Source organism: Sphingomonas swuensis (genome assembly GCF_039538045.1).
Lineage (GTDB): Bacteria > Pseudomonadota > Alphaproteobacteria > Sphingomonadales > Sphingomonadaceae > Sphingomicrobium > Sphingomicrobium swuense.
Genome location: NZ_BAABBQ010000001.1, coordinates 1,126,511 through 1,139,591 on the forward strand (window position 1 = coordinate 1,126,511; position 13,081 = coordinate 1,139,591).

At 70.1% G+C, this 13,081-nt stretch carries 11 protein-coding genes; 4 read left to right on the top strand and 7 right to left on the bottom strand.

Features of this window, described 5'->3' with window-relative positions; genetic code table 11:
• Positions 1-79 precede the first annotated feature (79 nt).
• From ABD727_RS05625 to ABD727_RS05635, 3 genes are read right to left on the bottom strand one after another with little or no spacing between them, the layout of a single operon-like run.
• Entirely contained in the window at positions 80-1,924 is a 1,845-nt protein-coding gene (locus ABD727_RS05625; RefSeq protein ID WP_344706401.1) for a DUF885 domain-containing protein, read from the bottom strand.
• The gene (locus tag ABD727_RS05630; RefSeq protein ID WP_344706402.1) at positions 1,921-2,370 is read right to left on the bottom strand and encodes an NfeD family protein; all 450 of its coding nucleotides are present in this window, start codon (positions 2,368-2,370) and stop codon (positions 1,921-1,923) included. Before ABD727_RS05630 ends, ABD727_RS05625 begins: the two co-directional genes overlap by 4 nt.
• Before the next feature lie 3 nt (positions 2,371-2,373).
• Positions 2,374-3,336 (bottom strand): SPFH domain-containing protein, encoded by a 963-nt coding sequence (locus ABD727_RS05635; RefSeq protein WP_344706403.1) that lies wholly within the window; start codon positions 3,334-3,336, stop codon positions 2,374-2,376.
• A 66-nt stretch (positions 3,337-3,402) separates the two neighbouring features.
• On the opposite strand from ABD727_RS05635, the gene ABD727_RS05640 reads away from it, so the two are divergent.
• The 4 genes from ABD727_RS05640 to ABD727_RS05655 all read left to right on the top strand — a co-directional run bounded on the left by ABD727_RS05640 (position 3,403) and on the right by ABD727_RS05655 (position 7,500).
• Positions 3,403-4,191 carry an HpcH/HpaI aldolase/citrate lyase family protein gene (locus tag ABD727_RS05640; protein ID WP_344706404.1) on the top strand — a complete coding sequence of 263 codons (789 nt, stop codon included), beginning with the start codon at positions 3,403-3,405 and terminating at the stop codon, positions 4,189-4,191.
• A 37-nt stretch (positions 4,192-4,228) separates the two neighbouring features.
• Positions 4,229-5,707 (top strand): IMP dehydrogenase, encoded by a 1,479-nt coding sequence (gene guaB, locus ABD727_RS05645; protein ID WP_344706405.1) that lies wholly within the window; start codon positions 4,229-4,231, stop codon positions 5,705-5,707.
• Between the two features lie 111 nt (positions 5,708-5,818).
• On the top strand, positions 5,819-6,973 hold the full coding sequence (locus ABD727_RS05650) for an RsmB/NOP family class I SAM-dependent RNA methyltransferase (RefSeq protein WP_344706406.1): 1,155 nt from the start codon (positions 5,819-5,821) through the stop codon (positions 6,971-6,973).
• A gap of 26 nt (positions 6,974-6,999) precedes the next feature.
• Positions 7,000-7,500 carry a tetratricopeptide repeat protein gene (locus ABD727_RS05655; RefSeq protein WP_344706407.1) on the top strand — a complete coding sequence of 167 codons (501 nt, stop codon included), beginning with the start codon at positions 7,000-7,002 and terminating at the stop codon, positions 7,498-7,500.
• Here the strand turns inward: ABD727_RS05655 and rsmA are convergent.
• From rsmA to ABD727_RS05675, 4 genes are all read right to left on the bottom strand, one after another.
• The gene (rsmA, locus tag ABD727_RS05660; protein WP_344706408.1) at positions 7,463-8,308 is read right to left on the bottom strand and encodes a 16S rRNA (adenine(1518)-N(6)/adenine(1519)-N(6))-dimethyltransferase RsmA; all 846 of its coding nucleotides are present in this window, start codon (positions 8,306-8,308) and stop codon (positions 7,463-7,465) included. The genes ABD727_RS05655 and rsmA overlap by 38 nt on opposite strands.
• 2 nt (positions 8,309-8,310) lie before the next feature.
• Complete coding sequence (gene pdxA, locus ABD727_RS05665; protein WP_344706409.1) at positions 8,311-9,312, bottom strand: 4-hydroxythreonine-4-phosphate dehydrogenase PdxA; 1,002 nt, start codon at positions 9,310-9,312, stop codon at positions 8,311-8,313.
• A 39-nt stretch (positions 9,313-9,351) separates the two neighbouring features.
• Positions 9,352-10,695, bottom strand: coding sequence for a peptidylprolyl isomerase (locus ABD727_RS05670; RefSeq protein ID WP_344706410.1), 1,344 nt, complete (start codon positions 10,693-10,695; stop codon positions 9,352-9,354).
• A gap of 78 nt (positions 10,696-10,773) precedes the next feature.
• Positions 10,774-13,038, bottom strand: coding sequence for an LPS-assembly protein LptD (locus ABD727_RS05675; RefSeq protein WP_344706411.1), 2,265 nt, complete (start codon positions 13,036-13,038; stop codon positions 10,774-10,776).
• Between the last annotated feature and the right edge of the window lie 43 nt (positions 13,039-13,081).

Sequence of the window (13,081 nt, forward strand, 5' to 3'; positions counted from 1 at the left end):
CATCGCCGAGCGATCCAATCAGCCCAAATCCTACTTATCAAGCGGCCGCGACGACCCGGCTCGAGCGGCGGAAGGCGATCTAGGCCTTGCCGCCCGTGGCGCCGATATATTCGCCGACGTTGAGGGCGAGGACGTCCATCGGGACGTTGCCGCCCAAGAGGACCGCGTCGTTGAAGTCCTTGAGGTCGTAGGCGGAGCCGAGCGCGCCCTGGGCGCGGGTGCGCTGGCGGACGATCTCCTGGTGGCCGATCTCGTAGCCGCAAGCCTGGCCGGGCCAGCTGCAGTAGCGGTCAACTTCCGACGCGACCTCGAGCGGATTGGAGCCGTTGCGCTCGACGAAGAACTGGACGCCCTGCTCCCTTGTCCAGCGCTTGGCGTGAAGGCCGGTGTCGACCACCAGCCGGCAGGCGCGGAAGGCGATCGACTGGAGATAGCCGAGGCGGCCGGCGGGGAAGTCGTCGAACACGCCGAGCTCGTCGGCGAGCTGCTCGGCGTAAAGCGCCCAGCCTTCGCTGTAGGCGTTGAAGGCGAGGAGGGTGCGGATCAGCGGAAGCTGGAAGGTGTACTCGCCCTGCCAGACGTGGCCTGGGATCGCCTCGTGGTGCGCGAGGTCGGGCAGGCTGACCTTGCTGTGAAGGTCGGTTGTCCTGAGGTTGATCCAGAACTTGCCCGGGATCTTGCCGTCGGGCGAGCCGGCCCCGCCATAGGCGCCGGGCGCACCGGGCTCCTCCTCGGGGGGCAGGCGCTTCACCTCGAGGTTGCCCTTGACCAGCGTGCGGAAGGCGCGGGGGAGCTGGGCGCGGATGATGCCGAGCCGCTCCTGGATGAAGGCCATGATCTCGGCGCGGCCTTTGTCGCCCTCCGAGAAGGCGTAGCGTGGATCCTTGGCGAGCGCCGCCATGCGCTGCCCGACGCTGCCCTGGGTGAGGCCGAGCTGGCGGAGCAGCGGCTCCATCCGGGCGTGGAGCGAATCGAGGGTGGAGAGGCCGAGCCGGTGGATCTCGTCCGGGGTCATCGACGTGGTGGTGCTGGCCTTCAAGGCCCAGGCGTAGAAGGCATCGCCGCCGGGACGCGCCCACATGCCGGCCTGGTCGGTCGCGCTGGGGCGCTGGCGGCGGAGCTCGGCGATCTGGCGCTGGAGGGCAGGGGCGACTTGGCTGCTGGCGACGGACCGGGCGCGCGCTTCCCAGTTGCCCGGGATGTTCTTCTCGCGGGTGCGGCGGACGAGGCTGTCGACCAGCGCGCCGCCCTTGGCCGCGTCGGCGGCGGAGCGGGTCATCTGGGCGATCGCCTTGTCGATCAGGAAGCCGGGCGGGATCAGCCCCTGCGCGGCGGCGGACTGCATCCGGGCGAGTTCGCCGTCGAGCACTCCGGGATAGGCGGCGAGGCGCGAGAGATAGGCCTCGGCGTCGGCGGCATTCTCGACCAGATGGTCGGTGTCGAGGAAGCGCGGCACGTCGAGATAGGCGCCGGTGTTCTGGATCACGACATAGGGGCTGTTGCGCCAGCCGCCGACGGCGACGTCGGCATAGGGCAAGGCGAAGCCCTCGAGCGCGGTTCGGTAGGTCGAGCGAATGACCTCGAGCGTGGTCCGGGTCGAATGGTCGAGCGCGGAGAAGTCGGCGGTGTCGAGGCTGGCGAGGTCCTCGCGAAGCCCGGCGGCGTAGCGCGCCTGGCCGGCGGGGCCGCGATCGGCGAGGCGGCCGCGAAGCTCGGCCCAGCGGCCCTTGTCGACGTTGAGGCTGGTCGCGCTCTCGGGATTGAAGCGGAGGAAGCGGTCGGTGACGCGGTCGATCAGCGCGTCGGCCTCGGCCTTGGCGAGCGGACGGCGGGCGGAGCCGACGGTCGCGGGGGTCGAACAGGCCGCGACGGTCGAGGTCGCGGCAATCGAAGCAAGGGCCTGGCGGCGCGTGAGGGCGGTCATCCCTCCAGCTTAGGCGTCCCCCTGACGATCAGGCAATTGCCTTCGACCCCGATGATCTCGACCCGGTCGCCGGCCTGCGCCGGGCCGCCGCGCGCGCTCCACTCGCCGTCACCGAGCCGGGCGCGGCCGCCATGCTCGTCGATCGGGCCGACCGCGACAGCGCTGCGGCCGATCAGCGCGGCCGAGCGGTCGTTGAGGTGGCCGGAAGCGGCGGGCACGGGGCGGTTCGCATAGACCCTCCGGCCGAGGTAGACGGCAAGCGCGGTGTAGATGGCGAATAGGGCCAGCGCCGGGGCCAGCGCGAGATCGAACAGCAGGACGAACAGGCCGGTGACCATCGCCGCGACGCCGATGAAGATCAGGAAGAAGCCGGGGGCGAGCACTTCGGCGATGAGCAGCAGGACGCCGCCGATCAGCCACCACCAGCCCTGGTCGATGCCGTCCATGGCCTAGCCGCCGACCCGCGGAACGCCGGGACTGACGGCTGGCGGGGCGCCTTTGGAGTCACCGCCGAAGGCGGCCTTGGCGATTTCGCCGATGCCGCCGAGGCTGCCGATCAGCTGGGTCGCCTCGACCGGCATCAGGATCGTCTTGGCGTTGGGGCTGTCGGCGAACTTGCCGAGCGCCTCGACATATTTCTGGGCGATGAAATAGTTGATTGCCTGACTGTCGCCGCCGGCGATGGCGTCGCTGACCGACTTGGTCGCCGAGGCTTCGGCCTGCGCCGCACGCTCGCGCGCCTCGGCTTCGCGGAAGGCGGCTTCCTTGAGGCCCTCGGCCTGGAGGATCTTGGCCTGCTTCTCGCCCTCGGCGCGAAGGATCTCGGAAGCGCGCATGCCCTCGCTCTCGAGGATGGCGGCGCGCTTCTCGCGCTCGGCCTTCATCTGGCGGGTCATCGCGTTGACGATGTCGGCCGGCGGCCGGATGTCCTTCAACTCGACGCGGGTGATCTTGACGCCCCAGCTTTCGGTGGCGTGATCGACGACCTGCAGCAGACGGACGTTGATCTCGTCGCGCTTGGAGAGGGTCTCGTCGAGGTCCATCGAGCCCATCACGGTGCGCAGGTTGGTGGTCGAGAGCGCCATGATCGCGGTGTAGAGGTCGCTGACCTCATAGGCGGCCTTCGCGGGATCGAGCACCTGGAAGAAGACCACCCCGTCGACCGCCACCATGGCATTGTCCTTGGTGATGATCTCCTGCCCCGGGATGTCGAGCACCTGCTCCATCATGTTGATCTTGCGACCCACGCGATAGAAGAAGGCGGGGACGAAGTTGAAGCCGGGGTCGGCGACGCGGACGAAGCGGCCGAAATGCTCGATCGTGTAGCGATGACCCTGGTGGACGATCTTGATGCTCATCATCATGAAGACGAGCACCAGCAGGGCCACGACAGCCAGGAACGTTTCAAGCATGTTTTCCCCCAGATTCCATTGCCCGCATCATGCGGCAGCGCCTCGGCCAAGCGAAGCGAAATCGGCATGAGCGCGAACCTGTTCGGGCGGCCGGCGGTACTGTTCCTCCCGGCGAGCCGCGCCTCTGCGATCCGCAAGGCGCGGGAGAGCGCGGCGGACATCGTCTTCCTCGACCTCGAGGATGCGGTCGCGCCCGAGCAGAAGGAAGAGGCGCGGGCGGCGGCGGCAACGGCGGCGCGAGAGCCGTGGCGGGTGCCGCTTGCGATCCGGGTCAATGCCCATGGCAGCGCCTGGCACCGCAAGGACCTCGAGGCGGCCACGTTCGCCGACCTGGTGATCGTGCCGCGGGTCGAGGATCCGGCGGTAATCGCCGAGGTGGCGGCAGCGACGGGCAGGCCGGTGGCGGCGATGATCGAGACCCCCAAAGGGGTGCGCCGCTGCTGGGAGATTGCGGAAGTGGCGGCCGCGTTGATCGCCGGGACCAACGACCTTGCCGCGACCCTGCGGCTGCCGACGGGGGCAGGGCGGGCGCCGCTCACCACCGCGCTGCAGACGATCGTGCTCGCCGCTCGCGCAGCGGGTCGGCCCTGCTTCGACGGTGTCTACAACAAGCTCGACGATGCCGAGGGGCTCGCGGCCGAGGCGGCGGAGGGCCGCGCTTTCGGGTTCGACGGCAAGACTCTGATCCACCCCGACCAGATCGCGCCGTGCAAGGCTGCCTGGGCACCGACCCCGGCGGAGATCGCCCGGGCCGAGCGGCTGGTCGCCGCGGCAAGCGGCGGGGCGCAGCGGTTCGAGGGCGAGATGATCGAGCGGATGCATGTCGAGGCGGCGGAGCGGCTGCTTGCTCGCTGAGGCTTGCCGAATCGCCTTCCAGCGGCCAAGTGCGCGCATGGCTGACTTCCTCAACTCGCCCGACATCCCACTTGGTCTGACCTTCGACGACGTGCTGCTCCAGCCGCTCGAATCGAGCGTGCTTCCGTCCGACGCGGACACCACGACGCAGCTGACCCGCGGGATCGACCTTCGCATTCCCCTGCTGTCGTCCGCGATGGACACGGTGACCGAGACCGACATGGCGATCGCGATGGCGCAGCTCGGCGGGATCGGGGTGCTCCACCGCAACCTGACGGTCGAGCAGCAGGCCGACGCGGTGCGCTCGGTCAAGCGGTTCGAGAGCGGGATGGTGGTCAATCCCTTCACGCTCAATCCCGAGCAGACGCTGGCCGAAGCGCTCGAACTGATGAAGCGGCACAAGATCAGCGGCGTTCCGGTGGTCGAGCGGTCGGGCAAGCTCGCGGGTATCCTGACCAACCGCGACGTCCGCTTCGCCGAGAACCCCGCGCAGCCCGTCAGCGAGCTGATGACCCGCGACAATCTCGCGACGGTCGCACCCGGGACCAGCCGGCAGGACGCGCAGCGGTTGCTCCACCAGCGGCGGATCGAGAGACTGATCGTGGTCGACGGCGAGGGCCATTGCGTCGGGCTGATTACCGTCAAGGACATCGAGAAGGCGGTCTCGGCACCGCACGCGACCAAGGATGCGGAAGGACGGCTCCGGGTCGCGGCAGCCTCGACGGTCGGCGAGAAGGGCTGGGAGCGTTCCGAGGCCCTGATCGAGGCCGGGGTCGACTGCATCGTCATCGACACCGCGCACGGCCACAACATCGACGTCGCCCGCGCGGTCGAGCGCTGCAAGGCGGCGAGCAACCGGGTCGAGGTGATCGCCGGCAACGTCGCCACCGCCGAGGCGGCGCGGGCGCTGGTCAAGGCGGGCGCCGACGCGATCAAGGTCGGGATCGGGCCGGGCTCGATCTGCACCACGCGGATCGTCGCCGGCGTCGGCGTGCCCCAGCTGACCGCGATCATGTCGGCGAGCGCCGCGGCAAAGGCCGAAGGCGTCCCGGTGATCGCCGACGGCGGCGTGCGGACTTCGGGCGACATGGCCAAGGCGCTGGCGGCGGGCGCGTCGAGCGTGATGGTCGGATCGCTCCTCGCCGGCTGCGACGAAACCCCGGGCGAGACCTTCCTTTACCATGGTCGCGCCTACAAGTCGTACCGCGGCATGGGCAGCCTCGCGGCGATGAGCCGGGGCTCGGCCGACCGTTATTTCCAGCAGGACATAAAGGACACGATGAAGCTGGTGCCCGAAGGGATCGAGGGGCAGGTGCCGTACAAGGGCCCGGTGCGCGACGTCGTCCACCAGCTGGTCGGCGGCGTGAAGGCGGCGATGGGCTACACCGGCTCGCGCACGATCGCCGAGATGCAGGAGCGCGCGCGCTTCGTCCGGATCACCGGCGCGGGGCTGAGCGAGAGCCACGTCCACGATGTCGCGATCACCCGCGAAGCGCCCAATTATCCGACGCGCTAGGATGGTCCCCCTCCCGCTTGCGGGAGGGGCTAGGGGAGGGCATGTCGCAGGCGTGTCCAAAGCCCCTCAACATTCCCTCCCCCGGCCCCTCCCGCGAGCGGGAGGGGAGAAGTGACTCCCTCCGCCCGGGCCCAGGCCGCGATCGAGATCCTCGAGCAGGTGATCGCCTCGGCGCGCGACGACGGGCCGCCGGCCGACGCGCTGGTCTCGGCCTATTTCAAGACCCGCCGCTATGCCGGATCGAAGGACAGGCGGGCGGTGCGCGAGTGGGTGTTCCAAGCGATCCGCCAATCGGCCGAGGTGCCGGACAGTGGACGCGCTGCACTTCTTCCGCTCGCCGAGGCGCTGTTCGACGGGAGCGGGCACGGGCCGGCGCCGGCCGATCCGGACGAGGCTCGCGCGGGCGCGGGCGTGGTCCCCGGCTGGATCGCGCCGCGTCTGTCGCCGCTGGTCGGGGAGGAGGAATGGCCGGCGCTGACCGAGCGCGCACCGATCGACCTTCGCGCCAACCTGTCGCGTACGACCCGCGAGGCAATGGCGGCGCAATTCTCGGCCGAGCCGACGCCGCTCAGTCCGTGGGGCGTGCGGCTGCCCGCCGACACCAAAGTCACCGACGATCAGGCCTTCGCCGAGGGGCTGGTCGAGGTGCAGGACGAGGGCAGCCAGCTGATCGCGCTCGCCTGCGCGCCTGCCAACGGACAGGTCATCGTCGACCTCTGCGCCGGAGCCGGGGGCAAGGCGCTTGCGATTGCTGCGGCGGCGACGGACGCGCGGATCATCGCCTGCGACACCAGCCGGCAGCGGCTGTCGAAGCTCGGCCCCCGGGCGGAGCGGGCGGGGGCGACGATCGAGACCCGTCTGCTCGACCAGCCGCGCGAGTCCGAGGGGCTGGCCGACCTCGAGGCGCAAGCCGACACGGTGCTGGTCGACGCGCCCTGCTCGGGCTCGGGGACGTGGCGGCGCAATCCCGAGGGACGCTGGAGGCTTAATCCCGAGCGGTTAGAGCGGCTGCTGGTTCTTCAGGCGCGGGTGCTCGACCTCGCCGCGCCGCTGGTCCGGCCAGGGGGCTCGATCGTCTATGCGGTCTGTTCGCTTATCCGGGCCGAAGGCGCTGAACAGGTGGACAAATTCCTCAGCCGCCATTCAGGCTTCGAAGCCGAGGATATCGCCATGGCCGTCGGGCGTTCCGACGGGGTCGGTCGGCTTCTCACTCCGGGACATGACCGGACCGACGGCTTTTACATCGCACGGCTCCGCGCTAGGTGAACGGGCCGGAAATGAAGGAAGTGCTGATGCGCCTGTTGCCGATTGCTGCTGCCCTTGGCGTTGCTGCCCTGACCTTCGCGAGCAGCGGAACGAGCCAGGTGCCCGATGCGCAGATCAGCCCGCAGTCGCTGACCTGGCAGAAGGCCGGCGAGGCGTCCCTGGCGGCGGGCAACTTCCAGGCCGCCGACGATGCGCTCGAGACCGCGCTGGTGATCGATCCGCGCAACCGCGGGGCGTTCGTCAGCCTCGCTCGGGTGGCGCAGAAGCAGAAGCTCTACGGGCAGGCGATCCGGCTGACCAACAAGGCGCTGGCGCTCGAGCCCAACGACACGATCGCGCTCGGCGTGCAGGGCGAGGCGATGGTCGAGCTCGGCGCGGCGGCGCGGGCGCAGCAGAACCTCGCCAAGATCCGCACCCTGTGCGGAGCCAAGCCCTGCGCTCCGGCGACCAGCCTGGCGAGCGCGATCCAGCGCGGGCCGGCAATGGCGGTCAAGGCCGACCCGGCGACGGCTCCGAAGAAGAACTGAGCGCGGCGGCGAGGGCGACCCACTCGTCCACGCCGACGGTTTCCGCCCGCCGTTCGGCCGCGATGCCGAGAGCGCCTAGCGCGTCGAGCGCGTCCGGAACCGACTTCAGGCTCTGGCGGAGCATCTTGCGGCGCTGGCCGAAGGCGGCGGCGGTGAGCCGTTCGAGCACCGCCAGGCGGACGCCCTCGGGCTCGGCGGCGGGAACGAGGTGGACCACCGCCGAGGCGACCTTGGGCGGAGGCACGAAGGCCGAGCGGTGGACCTTCAGCGCGATCCGCGGACGCGATCGCCACTGCGCCGCGACCGCCAGCCGGCCGTAGGCCTCGTCGCCGGGCGAAGCGACGATACGCTCGGCGACTTCCTTCTGGAACATCAGCGTCAGGCTGTCCCACCAGGGCGACCAGTCGGCGCCGAGCCACCGCAGCAGCAGCGCGGTGCCGACATTGTAGGGAAGGTTGGAGACGATATGGACGCCGCGGCCGAGCAGCGCGGGCTCGTCGATCTTGAGCGCATCCTCTTCGATCACCCGCAGGTTGCCGGGGAACAGCGCTTCCAGTTCGGCCAGGGCGGGGATGCAGCGCCGGTCTCGCTCGACCGCGGTGAGCTTCGCGCCGGCCTCGAGCAAGGCGCCGGTGAGGCCGCCGGGGCCGGGCCCGACCTCATAGGCGGTGGCGCCGGGCGCGAAGCCTGGAATTGCAGCGATCCGCGAGAGCAATTGGCGATCGAGGAGGAAGTTCTGGCCGAGTGCCTTGGTCGCGCTGAGGCCGTGCGCGGCGATGACCTGGCGGAGCGGCGGAAGGGTCGGCATGGTCAGCCGTGCGCGGCGCGGACGCGGGCCGAGCTCGCCGCCATCCGGATCGCGGCTGCCATCGCGCGCGGGTCGGCACGATCCTCGCCGGCGATGTCGAATGCGGTGCCATGGTCGGGCGCGGTGCGGACGATCGGCAGCCCGAGGGTGAGATTCACCCCTTCCTCGAAGTGCAGCGCCTTCAGGGGGATGAGTGCCTGGTCGTGGTACATGCAGAGCGCGGCATCGTAGCGCGCGCGGGCGGCGGTGTGGAACATGGTGTCGGCCGGGTGAGGGCCGGTGACGAGCCAGCCTTCGGCGCGGAGCGCGTCGATCGCCGGCTGGATGATCTCGATCTCCTCGCGCCCGAGCGCGCCGCCTTCGCCGGCATGGGGGTTGAGCCCCGCGACCGCAAGCCGCGGCTCGCCGATCCCGAAATTGCGCTGCAATCCGCGAAGCGTTGCCCGGCCGCGCGCCTCGATCAGCGGCGCGCTCAGCCCCGCGGCGACCGCGGTCAGTGGAATGTGGGTGGTGACCGGAACCGCGCGAAGCGTCGGACCGGCGAGCATCATCGCGACATTCTGGGGACTGACCCCGCAGCGCTCGGCGACGAACTCGGTCTGGCCGGGATGGCTGAAGCCGATCGCATAGAGCTGGTGCTTGGCGACGGGGCCGGTGACCACGCCCGAGCAGGAGCCCGAGCGGGCGAGGCCGACCGCGAGTTCGAGCGAGTCGAGGCTGCAATGCGCTCCGTTGATGGTCGGCACGCCGGGGATGTCGGCACCGGCGGCGGGAACGGCGATCAGCGGCAGCCCGAACTCGAAGGCCGCCTCGGCCTCTCGCGGATCGGTGACCATCGCGAGCGGGCCGTCCCAAACCGCCGAGAGACTGCGCGGGTCGCCCACCGCGACGAAGGCGGGAAGGCCGAGCGCACGCCGCGCGTCCCAGCATTTGGCGACGATCTCGGGCCCGATCCCGGCCGGATCCCCGAGCGATACGGCAAGCGGAGTAAGGGGCGGGCTCATCGAACCCGCCCTAGCCTCGCGGCTGCACTCCTGTCACGCCTAGCGGTAATCGATCACCGCATCGCGGCGAAGGTCGCGCAGGTAGCGGCGGGCGCGCAGGTTGACGCGTTCCTCCTGAAGCTGGGCGAAGACCGCGTCGGGATTGGGCGCGTTGGCGGTCTGATCCTCGTCGCGGCCGCAGATCACGAGCACCCGGACGCCGTCCTCGATGCTCCCGAACGGGCGGGTCGCCTGGCCGACCTGCATCGGCAGCATCATGTCCTGGAGCGCGGGCGGAAGCTCGCGCAGCTTGACCTGGTCCGACTGGACGACGTCGGCCTTGAAGTCGGCCGCGAGCTTGTCGGCACCGCCGCAACCGCCGACGTTCTGGGTCGCAGCGGCGAACCGCTGCAGGGTCGACTCCGCCGAGGCCGAGGTGGTGCCCTTCGGGAAGCTGATCGAGACCTGCTTCAGCGCCAGGACGGCGTTGCGCGGATCGGCGGTCAGCACCTTGCGGGTGTCCTGGACGGCGAGGATCGAGAAGCCGCCGGGGATGGCGATCGGCTGGGAAAGCTGGCCCGGACCCATCGCGCGGACGGTCATGGCGAGCTGCTCGGGGAGCTGCTCGGGACGGATCCAGCCGAGGTCGCCGCCGACCGCGGCGGTCGAGGCTTCCGAATATTGGCGAGCGTAGCCGGCGAAGCTCGCGCCCTGCTTCAGCGCCGCGACGATCTGCTGCGCATTGGCGGCGACCTGCTGGCTGTTCGCCGGGCTCGAGGCGAGGAAGATCTCGCCGATGCGATACTCCTGCGTGCCCTTGGCGGCGTTGAGGCGGTCGATCACGGCCTTCACTTCGTCGTCACCGACGCTGATCTGGCTCTCGATCTTCTGGCGCTGGAGACGCGACCAGGCGATCTCGCCCTCGATCTGGCGGCGGATCGAGCGGATCGAGCTGCCGTTCGCCTTGAGGTAGGCGGCGAGCTGGTCGGGGTTCTGCTTCACGTTCTGCGCGACGCGGGCGAGGGTGCGGTCGATGTCCTGCTGGCTGACCGTGATCTCGGCCTGCTTGGCGGCCTGGATCTGCAGCGTCTCGTCGATGAGGTTGCGGAGCACCTGGACGCGCAGACGCTCTTCCTCCTCGGCCGGGATCGGCGAGTTGTTGGCGATTGCGAGCAGGGCGAGGCGCTGGTCGATGTCGGTCTGGGTGATGACCACGCCGTTGACGATGGCGCTGGCCTTGACGACCGAGGGGATCGGCTTGCCGTAGACGGTCACGGTCTCGGGCAGGTTGAGGCCCGCGGCACTCGACCGGCCGGGCGCCGGAGCCGGCGCGGTCTGGGCAATGGCGGCACCCGCGAGTCCGACCACCGCAGCAGCCGTAAGCACCTTCAAGTTGCGACCCATATGGTCCTTCAATCCCTTGTTATCGAAGCGATAAACGCCGCCATGGACAGTCCCCGCTGAACCGGCGATGAGCGCTCTTTAGCGGCTCAGCCCCTTGAGGGACAGGCGGAAACTGAAGGTGCTGCCCTCGGCCCGGTTGCCGATCCGCTCATAGTCGCGGCGCCAGCTGACCCCCAAGGCGATGCACTCGTCCTCATAGTCGAGGCTGAGGCGGTGGCGGACCGCGTTGACGCCGTCGGCGATGCTCAGCGGATCCTCGTTCTGGTCGGTAAGGTCGAGCACGGTCGCCCCGAACACCGCCCAGTAGCGGGCGAACTTCCAGCGCCCGGCGAGCCGCAGCTCTTCCTTGTCGCGAAGGTCCTCGACCGAGGGGTCGACGTTGCGGTTGAGCCGCAGATAGTCGATCCGCGCGTAGGTCTCGGTCGTGCCGACGGTGAGGTCGACCTCGTTGCGGCGGACCGCGAGATTGTCCTTGTCGAGCCGGAAGCGGTGGGTGAGGTCGAGGAAGCGGCCGAACTTGACCCGGGTGCGGCCGACGAAGTCCGACCAGCGATCGGTCAGCCCGGTGCCCTCGGGGAAGATGCGCTCGTCGCGATTGAGCCGGTAGCTCTGGCCGACCGTGGTCGCGACCGCCCAGCCGGGCCGGTCGAGGTTCCAGTCGAGCCCGTAGGTCAGGCGGCTGCCGTCCTCCCACCGGTCGTAGCCGGGGAAGCGATTCAGCGCGAACAGGTTGCTGTCCTCGAGGTCGACCGAGCGGCTGTCCTCGTTGGGCAGGCTGATGTTGGCGGTCGGCGGGGTGAGCACGAGCTGCGCGCGCGGGGTCAGCCGCTGGATGCCGCCGAGGAACTCGCCCATCAGCGGCCAGCGTACCTCGGCCGCGGCGGCGACGATCCCGCGCCCGCGCCAGCCCTCCTCGCCGCGATAGAAGACGGTCGAGGTGAGCTGGTTCTCGTCGCTGTGGTAGATGTCGCCGCGGACATAGCCGGTCAGCAGCACCTCCTGGCCCATCCGGGTCAGCCGCCTCAGGTCCCAGCGGGCGCCGGCGAAGGCGCGCTGGCTGTCCTGGCCCTCGCGGCGGAAGACGGCGAGGCTGTTGGCCTGGAGCTCGACCCGGCCGCCGAGCACCGGATCGGTCAGCCGGAGCCGTGCGTCGATGGCCGGAAGTGCGAACGGGATGCGGCTCTGGACGTCGTTCTGGCGAAGTCCCTGGAAGGCCCAGCCGGCGATCGAGAGGTAGCTGTCGGTGTCGATCCGCTCGAGGTTGAGGAAGTTGCGGAAGCGGTCGTCGCGGCTGATGTCGTAGAAGCGCGCCACGGTCTTGTCGGTGGCGAGGCGAACCTGGCCGGTCAGGCTCCACAGCGGCGAGAACTGCAGCTTGCCATTGCCTTCGACATAGGCGCGCAGGCCCTTCTCGTCGCGGCTGTCGTCGTAGCTCGTCTTGTCGCCGTAGGTGAGGAAGCCGCCGAGGGTGAAGGCGCCGAGCGGGTTGAGGTCGCGGTAGCTGACCTCGGCGGCGGGGGCGAGGCCGGTGAAGACGTGCGGGGTGACCGTGAGGTCGCGGTTGGGTCCGAAGCGATGGTAGTAGGGGACCGAGAGCTCGGCACCCCGGCGGCGGCTGAAGCGCAGCTCGGGGAGGAGGAAACCCGAATAGCCGTCGCCGCCGCCACCGGTGCCGAGGCTGAACACGGGCAGCAAGGGAAGCGCGATGCCGAAGATCTCGAGCCGGCCGCGCTCGAAGCGGACCCGCTTGGTCGCTTCGTTATAGCGCACGCGGGCGGCGAGGATCCGCCAGCTCGGGCGCTTGGCGCAGCCGCTTTCGCTGGTGACCGGGCAGGGCGAATAGACCGCATTGTCGAGCCGGGTGACGGTGCCGTTGCGGGTAGCGCGGTCGGCGGCGAGGCGGCCTCCGCTCTCGAGCACGACGAGGAGGTTCTCGACCGTGGCGTCGCGCAGCGAGTCGGTCAGCACCACCCGCTCGGAAATGAGCTTGTCGCCGGCGGGCTGGACCACGACGACGTTGCCGGTCGCGACCACCTGGCCCGAGCGGCGATCCCAGCTGACCTGGTCGGCGGCGACGAAGATGCCGTCGCGGTTGAGCCGGACCTGTCCGCTTGCGGAGACCAGGTCGGCCTCGCTGTCATAGGAGACGACGTCGGCGGTGAAGGCGATGGTGCCTTCGCCGGTGGCCATCGAGGTCTCGGCCGGCGGGGCGATCTCGGGCGGGTTCGCGGGGACTGCCTCGGCGGGAGGCGCGGGCACGGCGGTTCCGTCCTGCGCCATGGCCGGGGAGGCCAGCGCCAGGATCAGCGGCAGCGCCGTCCAGCTCCGTGACGCCCAATCCACTCGTGTCTGCCCTTAAAGTTGCGCTGCCTGGATGAAGAAGCGC